Below are 24,775 nucleotides of genomic sequence, written 5' to 3'. Positions count from 1 at the left end.
AGTGCGTGGCGATTCTGGAGCCTGCTCAGAAGGGCCGCTGACCGTACCGGCGGCGCGCATCGCCGCCGTCGGCGGCCGCGGTGAAGTCCGCGAACCAGGCGAGCATCTCGGAGTGCGTCACCGATCCTGCGCTGCTGACGTCGGTGACGCGGGAACCCTGCAGGATGCGCTTGACGGGTACTTCGAGCTTCTTGCCGGTGAGCGTGCGCGGGACGGCGGGGATCTGCACGATCACGTCGGGCACATGGCGCGGGGACAGGTGGCGTTTGAGGGCCGTGGTGATTCGCTCGCGCAGTCCGTCGTCGAGTGCGGTGCCGTGGGCCGTCACGACGAAGAGCGGCATGAAGTAGCCGCCGTCCGGCTGTTCCACGCCGATGACGAGGCTGTCCGCGACGCCGGGGAGCTGTTCCACGACGGCGTAGATGTCGGCGGAGCCCATCCGTACGCCCATGCGGTTGAGGGTGGAATCGGAGCGGCCGGCGACGACGACCGAGAGGTCCGCGTCGATCGTGACCCAGTCGCCGTGCCGCCAGATGCCGGGGTAGACGTCGAAGTAGGCGGCCCGGTAGCGGGTGTGGTCGGGGTCGCCGACGAAGTGGAGGGGCATGGACGGCAGCGGCGCGGTCACCACCAGCTCGCCCTGTTCACCCGTCAGAGGGTGCCCGCAGGGGTCCCAGGAGGCCAGCGCGACGCCGAGGGCGGGGCACTGGATCCGGCCCACGTGTACGGGCAGCAGGGCGGACCCGCCCGCGAGAACCGAGCAGACGTCGGTGCCGCCGCAGATCGACTGCAGCCAGATGCCGGGGGCGAGCCGTTCGCAGACCCACCGCCAGGTGCTGGGCGGCAGGGACGATCCGGTCTGGAGGATGGAGCGCACTCGCCCGAGGTCGAGCTCGGCGGCAGGGTGCGTGCCGGACTTCTCGACGGCCGTGAGGTAGGCCGCGCCCACGCCGACCATGGTGGCACCGGTCCGTTCGGCGATCCGCCAGGCCCCGTTGATGTCCGGAAAGGTGGGGCTGCCGTCGTACAGGATGATCGTGCTGCCGTGCAGCAGGCCGCCGACGAGGAAGTTCCAGACCATCCAGCTCGTGGACGTGAGGAAGAGGTAGCGGTCGTCGGGGCGCAGGTCCGCGCCCAGGCCGAGTGCCTTGAGCAGTTCGACCACGATGCCGCCGTGACCTTGGACGATTCCCTTGGGTATCCCGGTGGTCCCCGATGACCACAGGATCCACAACGGGTGGTCGAAGGGTACGTCGGCGAACTCCAGTGGTGCTTCGGCGGCCGGCAGGGCGGACCATGCGTGCTGTTCGAGGCCGGGGCGTGCCGACCAGGGCTCGGTCGGGGCCGTGAAGAGGTTGTCGACCGCGAGGATGTGACGGAGCGTGGGCAGTCCGTCCGCGAGCTCGGCGACCTCCGCGCGCCTGTCGTACGTCTTGCCGCCGTAGCGGTATCCGTCCGCGGCCACGAGGACGGCCGGCCGTGCCTGCTGGAGCCGGGCGAGCACGCTGGGCGTGCCGAAGTCCGGGGAGCACACCGTCCATACGGCGCCGACGGCGGCGGTGGCCAGCAGGGCGACCACGGTCTGCGGAAGGTTGGGAAGACAGGCGGCCACGCAGTCGCCGGGTCCCACGCCCATGCGGCGCAGGGCCGCGGCGACATCCGCGACCTGGCGGTGCAGTTCCTGCCACGAGGTCTCCACGGGGGTGCCGCCCTCGGCCACGGCGATCAGCGCCGGGCGGGCGTCCGTGGCCTGGGCGAGGCACCGCTCGGCGAAGTTCAGCCGGGCGCCGGGAAACCAGACGGCGCCTGGCATCGACGCATCGCGCAGCACCTCGTCGTACCGGGTGACCGAATCCAGCCCGTAGAACTCCCACACCGCCGACCAGAAGCCGGGCAGGTCCGTGGAGCTCCAGCGCCACAGTGCGGCGTAGTCGGAGAAGTGCAGCCCCCGCGTCTCGCTCACCCAATCCAGGAAGCACGCGACGTTGGAGTCCTCCAACTCGCGGCGACCGGGAGACCACAGCAGGTCTGTGTGGGTGTCGGTGTCGGTCTCGGTGTCCATCGTTGCCTTTCGCGGGGGCCGCACGGGGGATCAGCTCTGTTCGAGCTCGCGGAGCAGTTCTTCGGCGTCCGGCCAAGGGCCGTAACCGGCGGCGGGGTTGAGGTGGCCGACCTCGCCGAGTTCCACCAGGCGGCCGGCCCAGTTCCGGGTCAGCTCGGCGACGCGGTCGAGGGGGCCCAGAGGGTCGTTCGAGCTGGCCGCGACGATGCTGGGGAAGGGCAGCGGGGAGCGGGGTACCGGTGTCCAGCCGTGGGCGTCGAGCACCTCGGGGGTGGGGTAGCCCTCCGGCAGCGGCTTCTCGAAGTCCGGCGGGGTCACCAGCAGCGCCCCCCGCACCTGGGCCTCGTGCCCTTGGGCCCAGTGGACGGTGGTGATCACTCCGGCGCTGTGGGCGACCAGCACGACCGGCCCGGCGATCTCCGAGATCACCTTGTCCAGGGAGGCGACCTGGGCCCTGCGGCTCAGCCGGTCCTGCGTCAGCGGGGGAACGGTGCGGACCGTGCGTCCGGCCTCGGCGAGCCGGGCCCCCAGCCGGGTCTGCCAGTGTTCCTCGACGTGGTCGCGCAGGCCGGGCACGATCACGACCGCCGGCTCGGTCCTACCGCTCATCTCGCCGGTACGGCTCATCTCGGTGGTACGGCTCATGGTGACACCTCCGATTCCTTCGGCTCTGCGACCGGGGCGAGTCCGGTCAGACGGCGCAGATCGCGGTCGTAGTGGCGGCGGCCGGTCAGGAAGCATCCGGTGGCCGCGATCGCCACCAGCGGGACGAGTTGGAGCGCGCCGAGCAGACCGAGCCGGTCGGCGAGCGCGCCGGTGACCGCGGGGCCCGGGGCCAGTCCGAGCAGGCTCTGGGCCAGCGTGAGCGTGGCGAAGGCCGTCGCGGCGATGGCCGCGGGGGTCAGGTTCGCCACCATCGCGGCTCCCGGTCCGGCCGTTCCGGCGCACAGCAGGGCGCCGAAGGCCAGCACCAGCAGCTGCGCCGGGCCGGCCGGCAGGCGGAACGCGGTCATCAGCAGGACGAGGGAGCCCACGCTGCAGCTGATGGCGACGGTCCACTTGTGGATCGGGGCGCGTCGGCTGATCCGGTCCGAGGCGATTCCGCCGACGATCATGCCGACTCCGATGACCAGGGCGAAGAGTCCCGCGGTCGCTCCCGCCTTCGCGGTGGGCATGTCGTAGTAGCGGTTGAAGTAGCTGGGCAGCCAGGCGATCAGGGCGCCCGCGATGAACAGCTGGAGACCGCTGCCGATGTAGGCGCTGACCACCGAGACGGAGGAGAACAGCCGCGGGAGGAGGACGCGGAGACGGTCGCGCCCGTCGGCGCCGCCGGACTCGTTCTCGGACGGATCCCCGGCCGGGTCCTTCCCCGGGGTCAGCCGCTTCTCCGTGACCACGGCGGCGTAGACGCCCGCGAGCACCAGGCCGAAGACGCCCATCACGCCGAACGCCCAGCGCCAGCCGTACGCCTGGGCCACGGCACCGCCGATGGACATGCCCAGGACCGAGCCGAAGGCGCCGCCGGCGATGAAGGCCCCCGACAGCGTCGCCCGCAGGGCACGCGGGAAGACGCTGAGGACCACGGCGATGCCGACACTGCCGTACGCGGCCTCACCGACGCCGACGCAGAGGCGGCCGACGAACATCTGGCCGTAGCTCGCCGCGACCGCGCAGCCCAGCGTCGCCAGGCTCCACAGCGTCGCCGCGACGACCAGGAACCTCACCCTGCCCCAGCGGTCGGCCAGCAGCGAGAGGGGGAAGGTGAGCAGACCGACCATCAGCGCCACGATGCCGCTGAGGGAGCCCAGTCGGGCGTCCGAGAGCAGCCAGTCGGCCTTCAGCATCGGGAAGACGGCGTTGAGGACCTGCCGGGACATGTAGTCCGAGAGCAGGAGTCCGAAACTCAGTGCAAAGACGACCCAGGCGTAGCGCCGGGAGCCGGGCCACTCCGGGGAACCGGATGCGGTTCTGCCCGGGGCGGGTTCCGCAGTGGTGAGAAACCCCATTGTCATCACCTCGACTGCTGTGGAAGGAAAAGAGGGAAGGGTCAGAACGGTCTGTCGCCGACGATCCCGGCGCGCTCCATCTTGCGGACGGCGGGCCAGTAGTCCTGGACGGCGTAGTGCTGGGTGGAGCGGTTGTCCCAGATGGCGACGCTGTTGGGTGTCCAGCGCCAGCGCACCTGGTACTCGGGAACCGCGGCCTGGCTGATCAGGTAGTTCAGCAGGAGGCCCGCACCGGGGGCGTAGTCCTGCCCGAAGCGCACGTTCCCGGGCGTGTGGTAGTTGACGAAGTGCGTGGTGAAGGCGTTGACGAAGAGGATCTGTTCGCCGGTCTCGGGGTGGGTGCGCACGACGGGGTGCTCCGCGTCGGGGAACTGCGCCCGGAGCGCGTGACGCTTCTCCTGCGGCATGACGGCGCCGAAGGTGGCCTCGATGCTGTGGCGGGCCCGCAGGTCCTGGATCTGGGTCCTGATGTGCTCCGGCAGCCGGCGGTGGGCCTCGGCCATGTTGACCCAGATCGTGTCGCCGCCCACCGGGGGCGACTCGATGCAGCGCAGTACGGCGCCCATGGAGGGGTTCCCGCGCCAGGTGCCGTCGGTGTGGAGCGCGTTCTCGTAGTGCTCGGCCGGGCTGTCCAGGTCCTTGTAGATCCGCACCAGGCCGGGGTGGTCCGGGTCGCTGCCGGCCACCGGGTGGTCCTCCAGCGGGCCGAAACGCTCGGCGAAGGCGACGTGCTCGGCGCGCGTGATGTCCTGGTCCCGCAGGAACAGGACCTTGTACTTCAGGAGCAGGGCCTTGATCTCGGCGAACAGCTCGTCGTCGCGCGAGGCGTCGCCGAGGTTCACGCCGAGGAGTTCGGCGCCGATGGTGCAGGTCAGCGGTTCGACCTTGATCGAGCCGCGGGAGTGGGCGCGCACCAGCGTGGGCGCGCCCTGCGGCGAAGCGAGAGTCTTCTCCATCGTGCTTCCTCCAGGAGAGGGTGGTGGGCGTGATCCCGCAGAGGGCTCAGAAGTCTCAGAGGCTCAGAAATCTCAGAGGGCTCAGAGGACGAAGACGGACGACCCCGTGGTCCGTCCCGACTCCAGCTCGCGGTGCGCCCTTACGGCGTCCTCGAGCGCGTAGCGCTGGTTGACCTCGATGACGATGCGGCCGGAGGCGACGTGGTCGAACAGCTCGCCCGCCAGCTCCGCCCGCTCCGCCGGTTCGGCGATGTAGTCGGCGAGCGCCGGCCGGGTGACGAACAGGGAGCCGCTGACGGCCAGTTGCATGGCGTCGATGGGAGGCACGGGCCCGGAGGCCGTACCGAAGCAGACGAGCAGACCGCGGCGCCGGAGCGAGGCGAGCGAGGTGGCGTAGGTGGTCCGGCCGACGCTGTCGAAGGCGACCGGGACTCCGGCGCCGTCGGTCAGTTCGCGCACCCGCTCGGCCACGTTCTCACGCCGGTGGTGGATGACGTGGTCGCAGCCGTGCGCGCGGGCGGCCTCGGCCTTCTCCTCGGTGGAGACGGTGCCGATGACGGTCAGGCCGAGCAGCTTGGCCCACTGGCAGACGATGAGGCCTACGCCGCCCGCCGCCGCGGTCAGCAGGATCGTGTCACCGGCTTTCAGCGGGTGGATCCTGCGCAGCAGGTACGCGGAGGTGAGGCCGCGCATGGTCATCGCGGCGGCGGTCTCGAAGCCGATGCCGTCCGGCAGCCGGATCAGCGAGTCGGCGGGCATGACCCGTTCCGTGCTGTAGGCGCCGAGCGGGCTTCCGGTGTACGTGACCCGGTCGCCCTCGGCGACGTGGGTGACGCCCTCGCCCACCGCCTCGACCACACCCGCGGCCTCGACACCCAGCCCGGCGGGCAGCTGCGCGGGATACAGGCCGCTGCGGAAGTAGGTGTCGGCGAAGTTGAGTCCGACGGCTTCGTGCCGGATCCGTACCTCCCCCGGGCCGGGGTCGCCGACGACGACCTCTTCCCGGCGCAGGACGTCGGGACCGCCGGTCTCCTTGAAGCGAATGGCGTACGCCATGGACGTGCTCCGTTGTTCGTGAGAGGTGGGGCAGGGAGAGGGCGCCGGTGCTTCCGTGCCGCGATCAGGCGTCGCGCAGCATGAAGCCGCGCCGGCCGGGACGGCGGTTCGGCACCATGCCGAGGCGGGCCAGCGTCTCGTCGGCGTCGGAGTAGTACTCGCCGAGCTTGTAGATCTTCTTGGCCTCGGCGCCGGTCGCGATGTCGCGGCCGAGGGCCTCGGAGATCTGCACCATCTGTTCGATCTGCTCGACGGTGGTCATGCGCTCGCCCTTGCGCCGCCAGAGGTTGTCCTCGTTGCCCACGCGCACGTGGACGCCGAGCGCGATGCCGATCGCGTTCATCGGCGCGACGGCGCGCATGGAGCTCTCGATGGTGAGGACGGCGCCGTCCGGGGTGCGGCGGACGAACTCGATCAGGTCGGCGGGGTGACGGCCCGCGAAACCGCCGCCGATGGCCACGTAGTTGAGGATCAGCGGACCCGTGTGAATGCCGGCCCTGATGAGCCGTTCCACGGTTTCGAGCTGGGCCAGCGTGGCGAGCTGGAAGTGCGGCTGGATGCCGTTCGCGTGCAGCCGCTTCAGGTGCTCCAGATAGAACGCGGGGCCCGCCTCGACGACCATGTCGCGGTAGGCCTTGTAGTACTCGGGCTTCGCGATCGAGGTGCCCTCCAGGTCGTCGTCGGTCATGATCTCGACGATGTTCATCTGGCTGGTGTTGATCGCGATCGTCACCTGGTCCGGTGCGGGGGTGAGGTCGGCCAGCAGGTGGCGGGTGTCGTAGCTCAGCCACTTCGCCTCGCTGCCCTCGTCCTCCGGGGCGAACGAGATCGAGCCGCCGATCTGCAGCACCATGTCCGGCACCGCCTCGCGCAGCCGGCCCAGCAGTTCGTTGAACATGGACATCCGCTTGGAGCCCCTGCCGTCGAGCTCACGTACATGGATGTGGAGCACGGTCGCGCCGGCGTTGTAGCAGTCGACGGCCGCCTGGACGTGCTCGTCCATCGTCAGGGGAAGGTCGTCTGCGTCCCCGGGCAGCCACTCCGGCCCGTAGGGAGCGGCCTGGATCACCAGCTTCTCCTGGTTCTCCGGGAAAAGTGAGTCGTCGTGGAAGTGCACGGTCGTCTCCTTCGTGCGATCGGTGATCACCCGCCGGGGCATCGCCGCGTGAGACGTGCGAGGGGCGATGCGAGGGGCCGAGAGGTCCGGCGAGGATCGATGCGGGAAACCGGGCGACAGGGCCTCAGGACGGCCCCGGTACGATCGACCAGGTCCGGAGGAGAGGTGCACAGGGGGAGTTCACGGACTCCTCCGGCGGTCGACCGCGTCTCTGCGGTCCTGCCAAGGTAGGGCGAGCGATCGGTGATCGCTTGACCCTCGGGGACGGATGACTTGCCATTTGGGGACATCAGGGCCGCGACCGAGCGCGTGGGCATGATCGTGGGCGGCTGCGTCCCGCCTCGGATATCAGTCCTGACCTGGGAGTTTCTGCTGGCTTTGCCTGGTGCGCCACGCCCTCGGGCTGCACCCGAACCGCTCGCTGAACCAGCGCGAGAACGCGCTCAGCGAGGAGAAGCCGAGCAGGTCGGAGATCTCCGTCAGTGAGCGCCGAGGGTTCGCGACGAACTGCTCCGCGAGGTGCATGCGGGTGGCGTTGAGGAGCGAGGAGAACGTCTCGCCCGAGGAGGCCAGCTGGCGGTGGACGGTGCGCCGGTCGACGCCCAGGCTGCGCGCCACCTGTTCGATCGAGCAGCGCCCGCTGGGCAGCAGGACCTCGATCAGCTCCCGCACCCGGTCCGCGACGGTGGCGTCCTTGGGGACCACGATCGACTCGAAGTACTGGCGGGCGTACTCCCGCAGCAGCGGGTCCGCCATCGCGTTGGGTGCGTCGAGGTCGTCGGAGTAGAAGACGATGCCGTCGAACTCGCGGCCGAACCCCACCATGGGCCCGAACGCGCGCTGGTGCGTCGCGGTGTCCGCGGGGGCGGGGTGCCTGAACCAGACGGAGAGCGGCTGCCACCGGGCGCCCAGGAAGCCGCGCAGGATCCGGTGGAAGGCGGCGACAGCGAGCTCCGTGGCCTGCCGGGCTTCCATCGCCTCGCCGATCTGCAGGTCGACCTTCAGCGTGGCCAGCCCGTCGCCCTCGGACAGCCGGGCGTGCAGGACCTCGTTGTACATGTGCTGATGACGGATCAGCAGCCCCAGCGCGCTCCGCACGTCGGGTTCCTCGCGGACGACCAGACTGACGGGGCCGAGGTTGGCGAAGCGCCGGAACTCCGCCATCAGCAAGCCGAAGTCGTCGTGCCCCGAGGCGGTCGCCGACAGTTCCAGCAACTGGACGGCGGCCGCGCCGGAGATCCACCGGTCCTGGACCGCGAGGGCGGCGGTGTCCAGGCCCACGCGCTTCATCAGCGCCTGCGGGTCGATGCCGAGCGTGCGGCACAGCTCGACATAGCCGCTGAGGGCTGCGGTGCGGACCAGGGGTTTCATGGGCACACTCCAGGACTGCCCCGGCAGTGTCCCGAAAAGACAAATCACATGTCACGCCAGGACAAGCGAGGCGGGGATGCGCAACCTAGCATGGCGCCGTTCACCGGCCCGGACCACACGTGGCGACAGCTCCGGGCCGGTGAACTCCTGATGGTACGGAGGCGCACATGACCGGTATGACGGACGCAGGTGAGGCGTCGCACGCGCCCTGTTCGGGGCCCTCGGTGTGGCGTGGCGGGCATCTGGCGAACGACCCCGAGGAATGGATCGTACGGCTCTCGCCGCACCAGCCGGCCGAGATCGACTCCGCCGTGACTCAGGCGCGCAGGCGCGACCGCACCCTGCTGAAGCTGACAGCCGCCGACTTCCCGCTGCCCACGCTCGCCCATGAGCTGGGACGCATCGCCGAGGAGCTGGAGCACGGGCGGGGGTTCGTGCTCGTCAAGGGCATCGAGGTCGAGGAGTTGGGCGAGCCGGCTGCGCGTACGGTCCTCTGGGGCCTCGGTCAGTACCTGGGCGGCCCGTCCCGCAGAACGCGGACGGGCACCTGCTCGGCCATGTCAGGGACACCGGCCGCAGCCTGGCCGATCCGGCGGCGCGCGGCTACCGGACCCGGGCCGCGCTGCCGTTCCACACCGACGGGGCCGATCTGCTCGCGCTGCTGTCCCTGCGCGGGCCTCGCACCGGGGGCCGCACCTCCCTGGTCAGCTCGGCGGCGGTCCACGACGCGGTGCTGGCCCGCCGCCCCGATCTGGCCGAGCGGCTGTACCGCACGTACTTCTTCGACCGCCGCGAGGAGCACGCTCCCGGGGAGCCGCCGTACGCCGCCGCCCCGCTCGCCGTCCGGAAAGGCGGCGCACTGAGCATGCGCTACAACCGCTGCTACCTGGAATCCGCCCAGCGCTTCCCCCAGGTGCCGCGTCTGGAACCCGCCGACGTGGAGCTGTTCGACCTCATCGACGACGTGGCGGGCTCGCCGGAGTTCCGGCTCGACATCGACCTACGGGCCGGCGACCTGCTGCTGCTCAACACCCACACGATCATGCACGCGCGAGCGGAGTTCGAGGACCACGACCGGCCCGAACTCAAGCGCCACCTGCTGCGGCTGTGGCTGGCCCGGCCGCACCGCCCCCGTACCGACGACGCCCGCGCGGGGGTCGCCCCTCGTGACGTGATCCGGCCCCGGATCGTGGTCACCGGTCCGTGAGACCCACACCGACGGGCCTGCCGCGAAGGGCTCCTGGCCTTCGGCTCTGTGCCGCCACACGCACTGTGTGGCATGGATCACGGCCTCGGAGCTGAGTGCTGCCCGGGGGCACCTTCCGTACCACCCACGACGATCGGCCTCCGGATGCAAGGATGAGGCGCCATGACTGCCGGGTGGTGTTCTCGCGCGTCGCGGGCCGCGGTGTTCGCGGCCGTCTGCGTGGCGCTCGCCGCCGTGGCCCACGTCATGATGTCCGGCAGCCATGTCCCCGCGGGGACTCTGGTCGGCGGAGCTGCCACGACGGGAGTCGTGGGCTGGTGTCTGGCCGGGCGTGAGCGCGGACCTGCGCTGATCGTGTCCGTGGTGGTCGCCCTGCAGACAGCTCTGCACCTTGCCTTCTCACTCGTGCCGCAGGAAGCCGTGGGTCAGGCGCAGGCGTCTACGGGCATGGGCTCCATGAGCCACACCATGCCCCCGATGCACATGGATTCCACGGACCTCGGTCACCTGAGCTTGCGGCACCTGGACCACGGCGGACATGTGACAGGCGGTACGTCGTCGGCCGGCATGGTCGCCGCCCACCTGCTGGCCGCGCTGCTGTGTGGCCTCTGGCTCGCGTACGGGGAACGCGCCGCCTTCCGCATCCTGCGGGCCGTGGCCGGATGGCTGGCCACACCGCTGGGGCTGCCGCTCGACCTGCCCGCCCCGCCGCACCGCCCGCGTATCCGGGTACGCCGCCGCCACGACGACCGGTCACCGCGCCGGCTCCTTCTCACCCACTCGATCACCTCACGGGGCCCGCCCCTGGCGACCACTGTCGCCTGACGACAGCCGGTGCCCCGATGCGGTCCGTTCCGCCTCGGGGCAGTCGTGGGCGCGCGTCTGAACGTGCCTACGACCGCTTCCTCACCTCACCGGCCGCAGTGGCCGTACCTCGCATGCCCTCACGTGGTTCTCCGGAGCCCGCGAGGGACACCAGACCGCAACCAGGGGGAACCCGTCATGCACAGCTCCACCCGCTCCGTCCCCGTACGCAGCCTGTGCCGGCTCGGCGCGCTCACGGCACTCGCTCTGGCGGCCACCGTCGTCGCCGCGGGACCGGCCTCGGCCCACGCCGAGGTCGAGGCGGAGGGCGCCCGCGCCCTCGACCGGAACGTCGCACTGACCTTCACCGCGGAGTCGGAGTCCGCCTCCGCCGGGATCAGCAAGCTGGAGGTGATCCTCCCCAAGGGCCTCACCCCGCAGGACATCACGTACAAGAAAGGCCCGCAGGGGTGGAAGTTCGCCACCAGCGACCGGGGCTACACCGTCTCCGGGCCGAAGCTCGCTGTGGGCGAGGACGCCGAGTACGTCGTGACCGTACGGCAGTTGCCCGATGCCGAGGAACTGGTCTTCAAGACGTTGCAGACCTACAGCGACGGCCAGGTCGACCGCTGGATCGAACTGGAGGAAGAGGCCGAGGACGACGGCCACGGGCACGGCCATCCCGCGCCGCGCCTGGAGTTGAAGCCGGCCGCACCAGGCGCGAAGCCCGTGAGCCCCAGCCCCACCGCGGAACCCGCCGGCACCACCCCCTCGTCGGGCAACGGCACGGGCGAGCCGACGACCGGGGCGTCATCCCCGTCGTCACCCCAGTCGTCGGCGCAGCCTGTCGCGGACAGCGCGCAAGAGGATGACGGCATGCCGCCGGCCGTGCCCGTCGGCATCGGTGTGGCCGTGCTTGCCCTCGGCGGCGGCGTGTGGTGGTTCAGGAGCCGCCGAAGCCGGGATGCCTGAGGCGGAGTGCGGGGCGGGTGAGGCGTGCACGACCGGCGGCGGGTTCTCATCGTCGCCTACGACGGTGCGCAGATCCTCGACATCGCCCGCCCCGGCGGCAGCGGCTGGAGGCGGTCACCGGACGCCGCGCACTGGGGCTGGGGAGAGCGCCTCGGACTGGCCTGCGGAGTGGGCGGCCTGACGGGCGGTTACCTGGGCGCGGCGCTCGCCTTCAACCCCGCTTGCACGAGAGGACTTCCGCCTCCTGCTGGGCACCCTCGCCGCCGCGGTCGGCGCCCTCTGCGCGGGGTCCTAGGTCCAACGCCTGATCGAAAAGACGCCGCTCTTGCTGTTAGCGTGCAGCTGCACATCATTCGCAATAACGTCGGAGGACGTTGGACATGGCGGTTTACACGCTCCCGGAACTTCCGTACGACTACGCGGCGCTCGCCCCGGTCATCAGCCCGGAGATCATCGAGCTGCACCACGACAAGCACCACGCGGCCTACGTGAAGGGCGCGAACGACACGCTGGAACAGCTCGCCGAGGCGCGGGACAAGGAGTCGTGGGGCTCGATTAACGGGCTGGAGAAGAACCTGGCCTTCCACCTTTCCGGCCACATCCTGCACTCGATCTACTGGCACAACATGACCGGTGACGGCGGCGGCGAGCCGCTGGAGAAGGACGGTGTGGGCGAGCTGGCGGACGCGATCGCCGAGTCCTTCGGGTCCTTCGCCCACTTCAAGGCGCAGCTGTCCAAGGCGTCGGCCACCACCCAGGGTTCGGGCTGGGGCGTGCTGGCGTACGAGCCGCTGAGCGGTCGACTGATCGTCGAGCAGGTCTACGACCACCAGGGCAACGTCGGCCAGGGCTCGACCCCGATCCTGGTCTTCGACGCCTGGGAGCACGCCTTCTACCTGCAGTACCGCAACCAGAAGGTCGACTTCATCGAGGCCATGTGGCAGGTCGTCAACTGGCAGGACGTCGCGAGGCGCTACGCCGCCGCCAAGGAGCGCGGCGACAGCCTGCTGCTCGCGCCCTGACGCGGTGACCGCGACGAAGGGCTCCCCCGCGGAGGTGACGTGGGGGAGCCCTTCGGGGTCCGGGGGGAGCGGACCGGGCGTCAGGGGTGGGCGGGCGCGGCCGGCAGTACGTGGTCGCCGACCTTGTCCGTGCTCAGGCAGAGCGAACAGACGACGGCGTCGTGGGTCCGACAGGCCGTCAGGTCAGGGCGCTCATAGGGCTGATGGCAGACATGGCAGTCGTACGTCGTCGCACTCGGGTTGCCCTCGGCGTCCAGCAGCGGCTCGTCGATGCCGTCGTCGGTGCGGCGCAGGTAGTACTTGCCCTTGGTGACGACGGCCATGAGCGGGGTGAGGACGAACGCGATCACGGCCGCGGCGACCGGGGAATACGGCTGCACGGTGTCGCCCAGCAGGTGGAAGTACATCGCGATCGACAGACCGGAGGCGGCGACGAAGGCCACGACACCGACCGGGTTGACCGCGTAGAGCATGCCTCGGCGGAACTCCGGCTGGAGCGGAGACAGCTTCAGCACGTACTTGTTGATGCCGATGTCGGTGGCGACGGTGACGACCCAGGCGATGGCGCAGTTCGAGTAGAAGCCCAGGATGCCGTTGAGGAAGCTGAACATGTCGGCTTCCATCAGGGCCAGCGCGAAGGCCAGGTTGACCAGGACGAAGACCATGCGGCCGGGGTAGCGCCCGGTGACCCGGGTGAAGGAGTTCGTCCAGGCGAGGGAGCCGGAGTAGGCGTTGGTCACGTTGATCTTGATCTGGCTGATCACGACGAGGGCCACGGCCAGCGGGACGACCATCCAGGACGGCATCATCGCGTCGAAGGCGCCGCGGAACTGCTGGATCGGCTCGGGAGCGGCGGCCGGGCCGACCTCGGCGAGGATGTAGACGGCGAGGAAGACACCGATGGCCTGCTTCAGCGCGCCGAGCACCACCCAGCCGGGGCCGGCCATGACCACCGCGGTCCACCAAGTGCGCCTGTTCGCCTCGGTCTTGGGCGGCATGAAGCGCAGATAGTCGATCTGCTCGCCGATCTGCGCGATCAACGACAGGCACACGCCCGCGCCCAGCAGCACGGAGGCGGTGTTGACGCCGCCGTCGCCGTCGGTGCCGGCGTAGGCGAGGAAGCGGTCGACCGTGCCGGGGTCGGTGGAGATCAGGTAGACCAGCGGGGCGACCATCAGCAGCAGCCAGACCGGGGTGGTCCACACCTGGAGCTTGCTCAGGGCCTTCATGCCGTAGACGACCAGCGGGATCACCATCAGCGTGGACACCAAGTAGCCCAGCCACAGCGGCATTCCGAGGCCGAGCTTCAGGCCCTGGGCCATGATCGAGCCTTCGAGGGCGAAGAAGATGAAGGTGAAGCTGGCGAAGATGACGCTGGTGAGGACGGAGCCGTAGTAGCCGAAGCCGGAGCCGCGGGTGATCAGGTCGAGGTCGATGTTGTAGCGGGCGCCGTAGTACGCCAGCGGGAAGCCCGTGATGAAGATGACGACGGCGGCGACCGCGATCGCCACGAGCGCGTTGCCGGTGCCGTGGGCCAGGCCGATGCCGGCGCCGATGGAGAAGTCCGCCATGTAGGCGATGCCGCCGAGTGCCGTGGTGGCCACGACCATCGGTGTCCAGCGTCGGTAACTGCGGGGCGCGAAGCGGAGGGTGTAGTCCTCCAGGGTCTCCTTGACCGCCTGATCTGTACCGCGTGCCGCCTTCTGCGCCGGTTCCGGCTCGGTGACTTCTGCCAGCCGTGGCTCGATGCTCACGCCTCGCCTCCTTGCTGCGGGTGGGGGACTGCAGTCGTGGCCATGAGGAGGGACGGTAGGCAGAAGTCGTTACACCTAAATACTTCCCGTATGAAGGAAGTGTTTCCGGTGGAATCGATCCGGGCGGCAGCGGGTCCGGCTGTCTGACGGCGACTCAGTGGGCGTTGGTGCAGGCCCGGTTGGCCGTCACGAGATCGCGAGCATCGGCGTGCCGTGAGAATATATTGGGATTTTTCCTTTTAATCTCTTTTCACTGCACGCAGCTGATCCCTCACGGATCGCATCCACCTCACTCCATCGGAGATGACATGCACAAGCTTCGCAAGGCTGCCGTCCTGGTCGTCGCCCTTGGCGGCGTCGGACTCCTCGGCACCGGCACGGCCACCGCTCAGGGCCTCGGCGGCAAGGACGGGGACAAGGTGAGCGTCCTGCAGAGCTCCAGCTGCAAGTCGCACGACCTCAATGTCGACGTCCTCGGCCAGGTCGGCGTGCTCAACGGCGCGCTGGGCAACGCGCTCGGCGGCGAGGGCAACTCGGGTGGCCAGGACGACACCCACCTGGGCTCGGGTATGGGCTGCAACAACGGCGCCTTCTAGGCCGAGCCCCCTGGTTGCCGGGCGCCGGGACGAAGGGCGCCGGGATCAGCGGCGCAGCCCCAGAGCCTGCGCGCCCGCGTACCGCGCCTGTGCGCCCAGCTCTTCCTCGATACGGACGAGTTGGTTGTACTTGGCGGTGCGGTCGGCGCGGGACAGTGAGCCGGTCTTGATCTGGCCGCAGCCGGTGGCGACGGCGAGGTCGGCGATGGTGGTGTCCTCGGTCTCGCCGGAGCGGTGGGACATCACGACGGTGTAGCCGGCCCGGTGCGCGGTGGCGACGGTGGCCAGGGTCTCCGTGAGGGTGCCGATCTGGTTGACCTTCACCAGGATCGAGTTGGCGATGCCGTCCCGGATCCCGGCGCGCAGCAGCGTCTCGTTGGTGCAGAAGACGTCGTCACCGGTGAGCTGGCAGCGCTCGCCGAGGCGGGCGGTCAGGTCGCGCCAGCCGTCGTGGTCGTCCTCGGCCATCGGGTCCTCGATCGAGGCGACCGGGTAGCGGTCGACGAGCGTGGCGAGGTAGTCGGCGTGTTCGGCGGGAGTCCGGCGGACGCCCTCGCCCGCGTAGTCGTAGACCCCGTCGCGGAAGAACTCCGACGTGGCCGGGTCCATGACGAGGGTGATGTCGGTGCCCGGCTTGTAGCCGCTCTGCTCGATGGCCCGGACGACGAAGTCCAGGGCCTCGTCGGCGGTGCGCAGGTCGGGTGCGAAGCCGCCCTCGTCGCCGACGTTCACGCCATGGCCGGCCGTGATCAGGTTGCCGCGCAGGGTGTGGAAGACCTCCGAGCCCATGCGGACGGCTTCGGCGAAGGTGGCCGCGCCGATGGGGGCGATCATGAACTCCTGGAAGTCCAGCGGGTTGTCGGCGTGCGCGCCGCCGTTGACGATGTTCATCATCGGCACCGGCAGCAGGCGGGCGTCGACTCCGCCGACGTAGCGGTACAGCGGCAGGCGGTGGGCGGCCGCGGCGGCCTTGGCGGTGGCCAGGGAGACACCGAGCAGGGCGTTGGCGCCGAGCCGCGCCTTGGTGTCCGTGCCGTCCAGCTCGATCATGGCGTGGTCCACGGTCGCCTGGTCCTCGGCGTCGAGGCCGATCACGGCGTCCGCGATGCTCTCGTTCACCGCGTCGACCGCGCGCCGAACTCCCTTGCCGTGGAAGCGGGTCGGATCCCCGTCGCGCAGTTCCACCGCCTCGCGGGCGCCCGTCGAGGCACCGGACGGGACGGCGGCGCGGCCGAGCGATCCGTCCTTGAGTTCCACGTCGACCTCGACGGTCGGATTGCCCCGGCTGTCGATGATCTCCCGTGCGACGACCCGGCTGATGGCGGTCACGGTGTCTCTCCTCGCGTTGGGCCCGCGCGGCGGCGGGCGTAAGTTCCCCGTAGGAACAAAGTGAGTCCCGAAAGGGAACCTACTATGGGTGCATGAGGATGCACAACGCCGACGAGACCTGCGGCATCGCCCAGGCCGCCCTGGTCCTGGGGGACTGGTGGAACGTACTGGTGCTGCGGGAGGTCGCCCGCGGCCATGTCCGCTTCGACGCGCTGGCCGCCGAGATCGGCCTGTCCCGCAAGGTCCTCACCGAGCGGCTCGGCCGGCTCGTCGCGTCCGGGGTCCTGCGGCGCAGCCTCTACCAGCGACGCCCGGTGCGCTACGAGTACGTCCTCACCGACGCCGGGGCCGCACTGCTGCCCTTGCTGGTCGCCATGCAGGACTGGGGCGACCGGTGGGTGCTGGGCGACGGAGGCCTCACCGCGACCGCGGAGGCGGACGGCGCCGAACACGCCCGCGTCCACGCCCTGGTGGGCACCCCAGTACCGGACGGCCTCGAACTGCCCGGCACCCAGGGCGGGGATCTCCCCGTCGTCCCGCCGGACGCCGCCGCCACCGTGCTGTTCACCTACCCCGGCACCGGGATCGAATGGGGCCCCATCCCCGGCGCCGCCGGCTGCACGCTGGAGAACCGGCTCTTCCGGGACGCCTGGCCCGACTTCCGCCGTGCAGACGTGGAGGTGCGCGGAGTCAGCACCCAACTCACCCACGAACAAGCGGAGTTCGCCCGAACCGAGGAGATCCCGTACCCGCTCCTCTCCGACGCCGCCCACCAGCTGGCCGCCGCCCTGCGGTTGCCGGCCTTCCGTGGCGCGGGCCGGCTGCGCCACAAGCGGCTGATCCTGGTCGTCGACGCCGAACGGACCGTACGGCACGCGGTGTTCCCGGTCGTCGACATCCCGCACGCGGTCGACGAGAGCCTGCGCGTGGCGGCGCGGTGCGCGCGGGCGGCGTGAGCGGGGTGACAGGGGACCCCGCGGACTCACCTAGCGGTCGCCCGGCTCATAGGCGCTGATGTCGTAGCGGGCCTCGTCGTCGATCGCGTTCTTCTCCCAGTCCAGGGAGATGCTCACCGGATGCCCGTCGGCCGCGTACTGCGCCTCGGCGGTGTCCGCGTCGTCCCGCCGTGCCTGTTCGAGCTCGCCCAGGAGTTGCCCGATCGTCGGCACCGCGTCGGGCATGTCCTCGACCAGGCGCCGGCCGCTGTCGTCGAGTCCCTCCGCCTTGACCACGGCGCCGTCGCGGACCGTGATCCGGAAGGCGCCGAGCAACGCCCGCTCCCCTTCGCTCGATCGGAGCGTGTACGTGTACGACGCGGGTTCCTGCCACGGGACCCGGCTCTGGGTCCGCGCGCTCTGGGTGCCGTTGCCGCAGGCGGCGACCGCGCCGAGCAGCCCTCCGATCAGTACGGCCCGGCTCACGGCACGGCGGGTGAGAGATACGGCGGAGGTCATGGCGGCAGCCCCTTCGACGACGACTACCGCTATGACGCCGGTCGCCCGGGGAACGTTCGGCGGAGCCCGGCCGACCACGCTCCGTGTTTTGGACGAGCCCTTCTCGTGCGCTTGATCAGCCCTGTACGGGCCCTAACTGCCCTTTCGCAACAGTGGCATCACCCGCCCCACCAGGGAAGACACCAGAAGGGAAGAGTGCCATGGGCAGTGCCTCGCTTCCACAGCGCCGAGCCGTTCTCGCCGGAGGGCTCGTGGCCACCGCGGCCGCGATCACCGGGTGTTCGTCGACGGCGGACGCCCGCACAGCGGCTCCGAAGGCCACGCCCGCCGCAGCCGCGTCGACCCCCTCGTCGTCCGCGGGCGCACCCCCCGCCACGCCTCGGGCGGCGTTCGACCGGCTGATGGAGGGCAACAAGCGCTGGGTCGCCGGAGCGCTCCAGCGCCCCCACCAGGACCTCGCCCGGCTCAAGGCCGTCGCCGAGGAGCAGGACCCGTACGGTGTCATCGTCTCCTGCATCGACTCCCGGGTGGATCCGGAGCTGAGCTTCGACACCGGGATCGGCGACCTGTTCGTGATACGCACCGGCGGCCAGGTGGTCGCCCCGGTGGTCACCGGCTCCGTCGAGTACGGGCCGCTGACCGCGGGCAGCCCGCTGATCGTCGTCCTCGGGCACCAGCGCTGCGGGGCGGTCAAGGCGTCGTACAAGGCGCTGAAGGAGGGCAAGCCGCTGGGCGGCAACCTGCAGTCGATCGTCGAAGCCCTCCGCCCGGCGTACGAGGCGATATCCAAGGAGAAGCACGCCGACCCCGTCGACGCCATGATCCGGGTCCACGCCCAGCGGACGGCGGCCGACCTGCGGCGCAACGCCAGTCTCGCGCCGCTCGTGAAGAAGGGCGAGCTCGCCGTCGTCAGCGCCTACTACTCGCTCGACACCGGCCGGGTGGAGGTCCTCTCCGGCAGGCCCGCCGCCTGACGGAGGGACGACCGGCCGCCGTTGGGGGGCGGCCGGTCATCATCCGGCACGGTCCGCGCGCCCCCGGCACGGACTCAACCCCGCGACTCCTGCTCACCCCCGCAACTCCCGCACCATGCGGGCCATCCCCGCGGCCACCCCGCCCGCGGCCACCCCCGCCGAAGCGAGCGCAAGAGCCCGAGCCCGGCGCCCCGGAGGTTCCGGCCGCGCCCCCGGGGCAACCCCGTACGCACTCGGCGCCACGTCGGACACCGGCAGTGCCGAGGCCAGCAGTTCCGCCAGGTGGACGGCCTCGTGGCCGCCGCTGTCGAACTCGTGGATCTGCGTACGGCAGCTGAAGCCGTCGGCGAGGACGACGGTCCCGGCGTCCTCCGCGCGCAGCCGCGGCAGCAGGACACGCTCCGCGCAGGCCCGGCTGACGTCCAAGTGGCCCTGCTCGAAACCGAAGTTGCCGGCCAGCCCGCAGCACCCGGCCGCCAGTTGCTCGACGTCCACCCCGGCGCGGCGCAGCAGCTCGTCGTCGGCGTCCCAGCCCAGTACGGCGTGCTGGTGGCAGTGCACCTGGGCGAGCGCGCGGGCGCTCCGGTCGGGCACCTGCGGGGGCTCGTACCCCGGGCTGTGCTCGGTGAGCAACTCGGCCAGTGTCACCGTCTGTTCCTCCAGCCTGCGCACATCCCGGTCGCCGGGGAACAGCTCGCCCGCGTCCGACCGGAACACGGCCGTGCAGCTCGGCTCCAGGCCGACCACCAGCCCGCCCTCCCGGAGATGCCCGGCCAGGTGGCGGACGGTCCGGGCCAGGACGCGTTCGGCGATGCCGAGCTGGCCGGTGGAGATCCAGGTCAGCCCGCAGCACAGCGGCTCGGTGGGCATGGTCACCCGCCAGCCCGCGTGCGCCAGCAGCTCCACCGCCGCCTGTCCGACATGCGGGTGGAAGAAGTTGCTGAAGGTGTCCGGCCACAGCAGCACCGACCCGCGCTCCCCGTCGCCGTAGCAGCCGTCCGGCGCACGGCGGGCGAACCACCGCTGCAGCGACTGCCGTGCGAACAGCGGCACTTCCCGGTCCTCGACCCCGGCCACCGCGACCGCCGCCCGGGACAGCGGCGGAGTATGGGTGAACGCGTTGACCACAGGGCCGAGCCCACCCCGCCCCACAGCCTGTGCGACGACCGGCAGCCAGCCCATCGACAGGTCCGAGCGGGGCCTGCGCCAGGGACGGCCGGCGTAGTGGTGCGAGAGGAACTCCGCCTTGTACGTGGCCATGTCGACGTCGGCCGGGCAGTCGCTCTTGCAGCCCTTGCACGCGAGGCACAGGTCGAGGGCGTCCTTCACCGCCTGCGAACGCCAGCCGTCGCGGATCGCGCTGTCGCCGTGCCCGTCGAGCATCTCGAACAGCAGCCGGGCCCGGCCGCGGGTGGAGTGCTCCTCCTCCAGCGTGACCTGGTAGGACGGGCACATCACCGCGCCGCCCTCGGTCTCCAGCCGGCGGCACTTGCCCACGCCCACGCACCGGTTGGCGGCCTCGGCGAACGACCCGCCGTCGTGGGGGAAGCGGAAGTGCAGGTCGCGGGGGTCGTACGGGGCCCAGTCGCCGCCGATGCGCAGGTTCTCGTCCAGCCGGTACGGCGCCACGACCTTCCCCGGGTTCATCCGGTCGGCCGGGTCGAAGACGCCCTTGAGTCGGCCGAACGCCTCCACGAGCGTCCGCCCGAACATCCGCGGCAACAGCTCGCCCCGGCTCTGCCCGTCCCCGTGCTCGCCGGAGAAGGAGCCGCCGAACTCGACCACCAGATCGGCCGCCCGCTCCATGAACCGCCGGTAGTCGGCCACCCCCTCGGCGCTGTACAGATCGAAGGGGATCCGCGTGTGCACGCATCCCTGCCCGAAGTGGCCGTAGAGGCTGGGCCCGGTGTCGCTCTGGTACCCGAACTCCTCGAACAGACCGCGCAGCCGCCGCAGATAGTCGCCGAGCCGCTCCGGCGGCACCGCCGAGTCCTCCCAGCCCTCCCACGTGTCCGGACGGCCGGGGATGTGCGCGGTGGCGCCCAGACCGGCCTCGCGGACCTGCCAGAGCTGCTCCTCGTGGGAGGGGTCGTCCAGGAAGGCGACCTCGGCCTCGTGCTCCGACTCGTGCAGCCCGTCCAGCATCCGGTGCGCCCGCTCGTCGGCCTCCTCGACCGTCTCGCCGCCGAACTGCACCATCAAGAAGGCGTTTCCTTCGGGCAGTTGGGAGATCGCCCGCTCGTTGAGGTGCTTGAGCCGCTCGTCGTACACCAAGTGGCGGTCGACGCCCTCCAGCGCGATCGGCTCGTACGGCAGGATCGCCGGTACGGCGTCCGCGGCGCGCATGATGTCCGGGAACCCCAGCACCACCAGCGAGCGTTCCTTCACCACCGGCACCAGCTCCAGCTCCGCCCGCAGGACGGTGACCAGCGTCGACTCGCTGCCGACGAGCAGCCCGGCGACGTCGAAGCCGTGCTCGGGCAGGAGCGAGTCCAGGTTGTAGCCGGAGACCCGGCGGGGGATGCGCGGGAAGCGGCGGCGGATCTCGTCGCCGTAGGCGTCGCGCAGGGCGCGCAGCCGCCGGTAGACGGCGGCCCGCAGATCGCCGTGCCGCTCGATCTCGGCGTACTCCTCGTCGCTCGTCTCCCCGCACCAGAAGCGGGTGCCGTCGTAGAGCAGCACCTCCAGGCGGGCGATGTTGTCGACGACCTTGCCGTTCGCCTGCGCGGTGGCGCCGCAGGAGTTGTTGCCGATCATGCCGCCGATCGTGCAGTTGGCGTGGGTGGCGGGTTCGGGGCCGAAGCGCAGCCCGGTCGGGGCCAGTTGCCGGTTGAGCTCGTCGAGGACGATCCCCGGCTGGACGACACACGTACGGGCGTCGACGTCGACGGACTCCAGGCCCGTGCAGTACTTCGACCAGTCGATGACGACGGCCGTGTTGGTGCACTGCCCGGCCAGCGACGTCCCGCCGCCCCGCGACAGCACGGGCGCGTCGTGCTCCCGGGCGACGGCCACGGCCTCCGCGGCCGCCTCGGGGGTGTGCGGCACGACCACGCCGATCGGCGTCTGGCGGAAGTTCGAGGCGTCGGTGGAGTACGCGGCCCGGCTCCCCGCGTCGAAGCGGACCTCGCCGTCGACACGCTCGCGCAGCACGGCCTCCAGGGCTGCCGGGTCGGGCGGGGGCGCCGCCTCGCGGCGGACGACGGGAGCGGGCAGGTCCAAGGTGCCCATGAACCCCTCCTCGGTGTCGGTACGGGCACCGCCCGGGTACCCGCAACCGCACCGGGGACTACTCCGGCCTCGCCTCGGCCAGGAAGTCGGGCATCAGAGCGCACATCGCCTGCCGCTGGGTAGGGCCCATGAACCGCGCCAGCGCCTGCTTGACCGTGTCGGCGAGGACCCCGGAAGCCTCCTCGATCAGGCGTCGGGCCTTCTCGGTGAGGGCGACCTCGACGCCGCGTTTGTCGCCGCAGACCGACTTGCGGGTGACCAGGCCGGCGTGCTGGAGGCAGGCGATCTGGTAGGTGAGGCGGGTCTTGGGGCGGCCCAGGAGCTCGGCGATCCGCGTCATGCGCAGGGCCTCGCCGGGGTCCGCGGCGAGCAGGCACAGGACCAGGAACTCGTCGTGCGAGACGTCCAGCCGTTCCTTGACGACGGTGCGCAGCTCCTGCTCGACGGCCCCCGTCGCGGCCAGCATCAGCATCCAGGCGTGCAGCTCGGCGGGCAGGAGTCCGTCGCCGGAGGCGGAGGGGCAGTCGGAGAGGTCGGCCATGAATTCGAGTGTAGCTGTTGTTCAAATTTGGAGTATCGGCTAGCGTGGGGTCATCCAAATTTGGACTACAGCCTCCGATGACGCCCCGATGACCAGGAGTGAAAGATCATGACCGTCGCCGTCGAAACCGGAACCTGGCAGCTCGACCCCGCCGCCTCCACCGTCGCCATCCGGCACAGGACGTTCTGGGGCCTGGTCACCGTGAAGGGCACCTTCGCCGCCGTCACCGGCAACGGCGAGGTCCGCCCCGACGGCTCCGCCGTCGGCACGGTCACCCTGGACGCCGCCTCCCTCGACACCAAGAACGCCAAGCGCGACGAGCACCTGCGCGGCGCCGACTTCTTCGACGTCGCCAACCACCCCGAGCTCACCTTCGCGGTGCGCAGCGCCGAACTCCGTGCCGACGACACGGTGCACATCGTCGGTCAGCTCACCGCCCGCGGCATCAGCCGTCCCCAGTCCTTCACCGCACGCCTCGTCGGCGCGGACGCCGACGCGCTCACCCTGGACGCCGAGTTCAGTGTGGACCGCGACCAGTTCGGCCTGGGCTGGAACCAGCTCGGCATGATCCGCGGCCTGACCACGGTCGCCGCCACGCTCCGCTTCACCCGGACCGCGGCAGCCTGACGTCGGCGCTCGAGAGCGTCTGCGGTACGGCCGTGAAGGCCCGCAGCCGGATCCGGGTGCCGGGACGGGGCAGGACGAACCTCCCCGCGGACGGCCGGAGTTCATAGCGGGCCGTCGTATGCGCGGGCAGAGCGGCCGGGCCCCGTACGACCGTCCAGTACGGGTTCATGCCCTGGCCCGTGGTCAGCGTGAAGTGGGGCGTGAGGGCGGCGGCGCCCGTGTTGACGACCTCGACGCCGAGGCCGGACACGGCGGTCGGCGTCGCCCACCGGACCGACGTCACCCGCATCCCCAGCGGCGGCGTCCCGGTCGCCGCCCATGCCGCGCTCGCCAGGGCCGGGACGAGCAGCAGCGCCGCCGCCGCGATCCGCGCCGGACGCCGGGCCAGGAACCGCGGGCGCGGCTGCCAGGCGGTGGCGAACTCCGCCGCCGGCGCGGTGACCGCCGCCGCCAGCCACAGCGGCGTCATCATCAGGTAGTAGCCGTCCTGCGACCGGGTCGCCAGAAAGAACGCGCACCACGGCAGCACGGTCGCCGCGGGCCCCAGCCGCCGCACGAACAGCACGAACAGCGCGAGCAGCCCCGCCGCCAGCAGCATGCTCGCGTGCGAGTACCAGTCGAGCCGGTCGCTGCCGTCCGTGAAGTACAGCGAGACGCCGACCACGCCCTGCCCGTGGATCACCGCGCCCTGCGTCAGCGGCAGCGCGATGCCCCGCAGCCAGGTGCCCGGCTCGCTGACGACGAAGTACGTGTTGATCAACAGCCATACGACTGCCGCGGCCCCGGCGGTCCGCGCCACCACCAGCGCCGCCGCCCGTGCCCCCAGTTCCCCGCGTCGCACGGCGTAGATCCCGGCCAGCAGGAACGGCGCCACGAACCACGGGAGTTGCTGCGCCGCACACGCCGCCCCGAGACACGCCGCCCGCGCCAGCCCGGCGCCCCCGAGCCGCCCGCCCCGCCCGATCCGCGGCCAGCGCACCACCACCGGCACCAATAGGGCCAGCGCCACGATCGCCGGATAGCCGAGGCGGCCGTAGGACGGAAGGAACCCGAAGCCGAGGCACACCATGGTCGCCGCCGACCGCCACGGCGTGGGCAGCATCCGCCACAGCGCCACCGTGCCGGCGAGGAGCGCGGCCGTGCCCACCGCGGTCGCCGGCGTGCCCCCGTGCCCCAGCCACAGCAGCGGCGCGGTCAGCAGCGGAGTCAGGGGCGGATAGCCGTACGTGAAGTCGTAGCCGCCCGTCACCGTCGGGGTGAGCGCGACGCCGTGGCCGAAGAGCCAGGGCCACGGCTGCCCGTACACGGGGTGCCCGGCGACCAGCTCACGGGCGGCCTGGGTGGTGAGGATCGCCTCGTCACTGCCCTGGTGGTTCATCGCCCACGCGCAGAGCGTCAGCGTCACGGCGGTCACCAGGACGCACAGGTCCAGCCGCGCCAGCGACCTCGTCCGCCGCACGACCAGCGCCAGCACGCCGCAGACCAGGATCGAGGCGTAGCACACCGAGAGGGCGGCGGCCACGACGAGACGGTGGCTCGCCGCCTGCGTCCAGATGGCGCGCGTGCCGATGAAGAGGCCGATGTCCGCGAGGAGGGTCAGGACGCGGTGCCACTGGGCGGGGGGCTCCGGTGCCGGGACAGCCGGCATCGACGGTTGTCTCCGCCGGGCGGGTGTCACCGGCTGCGGTTCTGCTGC

Annotated in this window: 21 protein-coding genes; 8 read left to right on the top strand and 13 right to left on the bottom strand. The window is 71.1% G+C overall.

All coding sequences use genetic code 11. The annotated features are described in order from the left end of the window. Positions 1-25: 25 nt before the first annotated feature. From ACIBU0_RS13745 to ACIBU0_RS13715, 7 genes are all read right to left on the bottom strand, one after another. Positions 26-2,062 (bottom strand): acetoacetate--CoA ligase, encoded by a 2,037-nt coding sequence (locus ACIBU0_RS13745; RefSeq protein WP_398816500.1) that lies wholly within the window; start codon positions 2,060-2,062, stop codon positions 26-28. A 30-nt stretch (positions 2,063-2,092) separates the two neighbouring features. After that, positions 2,093-2,707: an RBBP9/YdeN family alpha/beta hydrolase gene (locus ACIBU0_RS13740; protein WP_398816498.1), complete on the bottom strand. Its 615-nt coding sequence runs from the start codon at positions 2,705-2,707 to the stop codon at positions 2,093-2,095. Then, a complete protein-coding gene (locus tag ACIBU0_RS13735; RefSeq protein WP_398816495.1) occupies positions 2,704-4,068 on the bottom strand; it encodes an MFS transporter in 1,365 nt (454 codons plus the stop codon). The genes ACIBU0_RS13740 and ACIBU0_RS13735 overlap by 4 nt, the downstream gene beginning before the upstream one ends. 41 nt (positions 4,069-4,109) lie before the next feature. Further along, positions 4,110-5,024, bottom strand: a complete 915-nt coding sequence (locus tag ACIBU0_RS13730; protein ID WP_398816492.1) for a TauD/TfdA dioxygenase family protein — start codon at positions 5,022-5,024, stop codon at positions 4,110-4,112. 81 nt (positions 5,025-5,105) lie between these two features. After that, positions 5,106-6,080 (bottom strand): quinone oxidoreductase family protein, encoded by a 975-nt coding sequence (locus ACIBU0_RS13725; RefSeq protein WP_398816489.1) that lies wholly within the window; start codon positions 6,078-6,080, stop codon positions 5,106-5,108. A 64-nt stretch (positions 6,081-6,144) separates the two neighbouring features. Continuing rightward, a complete protein-coding gene (locus ACIBU0_RS13720) occupies positions 6,145-7,197 on the bottom strand; it encodes a 3-keto-5-aminohexanoate cleavage protein (protein WP_398816485.1) in 1,053 nt (350 codons plus the stop codon). A 348-nt stretch (positions 7,198-7,545) separates the two neighbouring features. Further along, a complete protein-coding gene (locus ACIBU0_RS13715) occupies positions 7,546-8,568 on the bottom strand; it encodes an AraC family transcriptional regulator (protein WP_398816483.1) in 1,023 nt (340 codons plus the stop codon). A gap of 493 nt (positions 8,569-9,061) precedes the next feature. On the opposite strand from ACIBU0_RS13715, the gene ACIBU0_RS13710 reads away from it, so the two are divergent. The 4 genes from ACIBU0_RS13710 (at position 9,062) to ACIBU0_RS13695 (ending at position 12,573) form a co-directional block, all read left to right on the top strand. Beyond that, positions 9,062-9,775 (top strand): TauD/TfdA family dioxygenase, encoded by a 714-nt coding sequence (locus ACIBU0_RS13710; protein WP_398816923.1) that lies wholly within the window; start codon positions 9,062-9,064, stop codon positions 9,773-9,775. 162 nt (positions 9,776-9,937) lie between these two features. Beyond that, on the top strand, positions 9,938-10,600 hold the full coding sequence (locus tag ACIBU0_RS13705) for a hypothetical protein (protein WP_398816480.1): 663 nt from the start codon (positions 9,938-9,940) through the stop codon (positions 10,598-10,600). Positions 10,601-10,777: 177 nt separating this feature from the next. Beyond that, positions 10,778-11,551, top strand: a complete 774-nt coding sequence (locus ACIBU0_RS13700) for a DUF1775 domain-containing protein (protein ID WP_398816477.1) — start codon at positions 10,778-10,780, stop codon at positions 11,549-11,551. Between the two features lie 380 nt (positions 11,552-11,931). Further along, a complete protein-coding gene (locus tag ACIBU0_RS13695) occupies positions 11,932-12,573 on the top strand; it encodes a superoxide dismutase (protein ID WP_398816474.1) in 642 nt (213 codons plus the stop codon). A gap of 80 nt (positions 12,574-12,653) precedes the next feature. Here ACIBU0_RS13695 and ACIBU0_RS13690 read toward each other — a convergent pair whose 3' ends face one another. Next, positions 12,654-14,327, bottom strand: a complete 1,674-nt coding sequence (locus ACIBU0_RS13690; protein ID WP_398816471.1) for an allantoin permease — start codon at positions 14,325-14,327, stop codon at positions 12,654-12,656. A 308-nt stretch (positions 14,328-14,635) separates the two neighbouring features. On the opposite strand from ACIBU0_RS13690, the gene ACIBU0_RS13685 reads away from it, so the two are divergent. Further along, complete coding sequence (locus ACIBU0_RS13685) at positions 14,636-14,923, top strand: hypothetical protein (RefSeq protein WP_398816468.1); 288 nt, start codon at positions 14,636-14,638, stop codon at positions 14,921-14,923. Positions 14,924-14,968: 45 nt separating this feature from the next. Here ACIBU0_RS13685 and eno read toward each other — a convergent pair whose 3' ends face one another. After that, positions 14,969-16,252 (bottom strand): phosphopyruvate hydratase, encoded by a 1,284-nt coding sequence (gene eno / locus ACIBU0_RS13680; protein WP_398816465.1) that lies wholly within the window; start codon positions 16,250-16,252, stop codon positions 14,969-14,971. 92 nt (positions 16,253-16,344) lie between these two features. On the opposite strand from eno, the gene ACIBU0_RS13675 reads away from it, so the two are divergent. Beyond that, on the top strand, positions 16,345-17,208 hold the full coding sequence (locus ACIBU0_RS13675; RefSeq protein WP_398816462.1) for a winged helix-turn-helix transcriptional regulator: 864 nt from the start codon (positions 16,345-16,347) through the stop codon (positions 17,206-17,208). 30 nt (positions 17,209-17,238) lie between these two features. On the opposite strand, the gene ACIBU0_RS13670 is transcribed toward ACIBU0_RS13675, so the two are convergent. Continuing rightward, complete coding sequence (locus ACIBU0_RS13670; RefSeq protein ID WP_398816459.1) at positions 17,239-17,706, bottom strand: DUF6174 domain-containing protein; 468 nt, start codon at positions 17,704-17,706, stop codon at positions 17,239-17,241. Positions 17,707-17,906: 200 nt separating this feature from the next. Between ACIBU0_RS13670 and ACIBU0_RS13665 the strand changes: the two genes are divergently transcribed. Then, positions 17,907-18,680: a carbonic anhydrase gene (locus ACIBU0_RS13665; protein WP_398816456.1), complete on the top strand. Its 774-nt coding sequence runs from the start codon at positions 17,907-17,909 to the stop codon at positions 18,678-18,680. Between the two features lie 93 nt (positions 18,681-18,773). On the opposite strand, the gene ACIBU0_RS13660 is transcribed toward ACIBU0_RS13665, so the two are convergent. Both ACIBU0_RS13660 and ACIBU0_RS13655 read right to left on the bottom strand, forming a co-directional pair. Beyond that, positions 18,774-21,911, bottom strand: a complete 3,138-nt coding sequence (locus ACIBU0_RS13660; RefSeq protein ID WP_398816453.1) for an FAD-binding and (Fe-S)-binding domain-containing protein — start codon at positions 21,909-21,911, stop codon at positions 18,774-18,776. 58 nt (positions 21,912-21,969) lie between these two features. Continuing rightward, the gene (locus ACIBU0_RS13655; RefSeq protein WP_398816450.1) at positions 21,970-22,452 is read right to left on the bottom strand and encodes a MarR family winged helix-turn-helix transcriptional regulator; all 483 of its coding nucleotides are present in this window, start codon (positions 22,450-22,452) and stop codon (positions 21,970-21,972) included. A gap of 108 nt (positions 22,453-22,560) precedes the next feature. Here ACIBU0_RS13655 and ACIBU0_RS13650 point away from each other — a divergent pair, with 108 nt between their 5' ends. Then, positions 22,561-23,079, top strand: coding sequence for a YceI family protein (locus ACIBU0_RS13650; protein WP_398816447.1), 519 nt, complete (start codon positions 22,561-22,563; stop codon positions 23,077-23,079). Here ACIBU0_RS13650 and ACIBU0_RS13645 read toward each other — a convergent pair. Continuing rightward, positions 23,057-24,727, bottom strand: a complete 1,671-nt coding sequence (locus tag ACIBU0_RS13645; protein ID WP_398816444.1) for a hypothetical protein — start codon at positions 24,725-24,727, stop codon at positions 23,057-23,059. The two genes, ACIBU0_RS13650 and ACIBU0_RS13645, sit on opposite strands and share 23 nt — an antisense overlap. Between the last annotated feature and the right edge of the window lie 48 nt (positions 24,728-24,775).

The sequence above is a fragment of the Streptomyces sp. NPDC049627 genome (assembly GCF_044465645.1).
Classification (GTDB): domain Bacteria; phylum Actinomycetota; class Actinomycetes; order Streptomycetales; family Streptomycetaceae; genus Streptomyces.
Note: the sequence above shows the minus strand (reverse complement) of the source record. Positions and strands in the feature narration are given on the sequence as shown.

What these genes read in the sequence shown, in the direction of transcription:
- ACIBU0_RS13725 (WP_398816489.1), bottom strand. Translation starts at nt 6,080, where the DNA reads ATGGCGTACGCCATTCGCTTCAAGGAGACCGGCGGTCCCGACGTCCTG.
- ACIBU0_RS13650 (WP_398816447.1), top strand. Translation starts at nt 22,561, where the DNA reads ATGACCGTCGCCGTCGAAACCGGAACCTGGCAGCTCGACCCCGCCGCC.
- ACIBU0_RS13740 (WP_398816498.1), bottom strand. Translation starts at nt 2,707, where the DNA reads ATGAGCCGTACCACCGAGATGAGCCGTACCGGCGAGATGAGCGGTAGG.
- ACIBU0_RS13700 (WP_398816477.1), top strand. Translation starts at nt 10,778, where the DNA reads ATGCACAGCTCCACCCGCTCCGTCCCCGTACGCAGCCTGTGCCGGCTC.
- ACIBU0_RS13685 (WP_398816468.1), top strand. Translation starts at nt 14,636, where the DNA reads ATGCACAAGCTTCGCAAGGCTGCCGTCCTGGTCGTCGCCCTTGGCGGC.
- ACIBU0_RS13730 (WP_398816492.1), bottom strand. Translation starts at nt 5,024, where the DNA reads ATGGAGAAGACTCTCGCTTCGCCGCAGGGCGCGCCCACGCTGGTGCGC.
- ACIBU0_RS13745 (WP_398816500.1), bottom strand. Translation starts at nt 2,062, where the DNA reads ATGGACACCGAGACCGACACCGACACCCACACAGACCTGCTGTGGTCT.
- ACIBU0_RS13675 (WP_398816462.1), top strand. Translation starts at nt 16,345, where the DNA reads ATGAGGATGCACAACGCCGACGAGACCTGCGGCATCGCCCAGGCCGCC.
- ACIBU0_RS13655 (WP_398816450.1), bottom strand. Translation starts at nt 22,452, where the DNA reads ATGGCCGACCTCTCCGACTGCCCCTCCGCCTCCGGCGACGGACTCCTG.
- ACIBU0_RS13705 (WP_398816480.1), top strand. Translation starts at nt 9,938, where the DNA reads ATGACTGCCGGGTGGTGTTCTCGCGCGTCGCGGGCCGCGGTGTTCGCG.
- ACIBU0_RS13645 (WP_398816444.1), bottom strand. Translation starts at nt 24,727, where the DNA reads ATGCCGGCTGTCCCGGCACCGGAGCCCCCCGCCCAGTGGCACCGCGTC.
- ACIBU0_RS13660 (WP_398816453.1), bottom strand. Translation starts at nt 21,911, where the DNA reads ATGGGCACCTTGGACCTGCCCGCTCCCGTCGTCCGCCGCGAGGCGGCG.
- ACIBU0_RS13715 (WP_398816483.1), bottom strand. Translation starts at nt 8,568, where the DNA reads ATGAAACCCCTGGTCCGCACCGCAGCCCTCAGCGGCTATGTCGAGCTG.
- ACIBU0_RS13670 (WP_398816459.1), bottom strand. Translation starts at nt 17,706, where the DNA reads ATGACCTCCGCCGTATCTCTCACCCGCCGTGCCGTGAGCCGGGCCGTA.
- ACIBU0_RS13665 (WP_398816456.1), top strand. Translation starts at nt 17,907, where the DNA reads ATGGGCAGTGCCTCGCTTCCACAGCGCCGAGCCGTTCTCGCCGGAGGG.
- ACIBU0_RS13735 (WP_398816495.1), bottom strand. Translation starts at nt 4,068, where the DNA reads ATGGGGTTTCTCACCACTGCGGAACCCGCCCCGGGCAGAACCGCATCC.
- ACIBU0_RS13695 (WP_398816474.1), top strand. Translation starts at nt 11,932, where the DNA reads ATGGCGGTTTACACGCTCCCGGAACTTCCGTACGACTACGCGGCGCTC.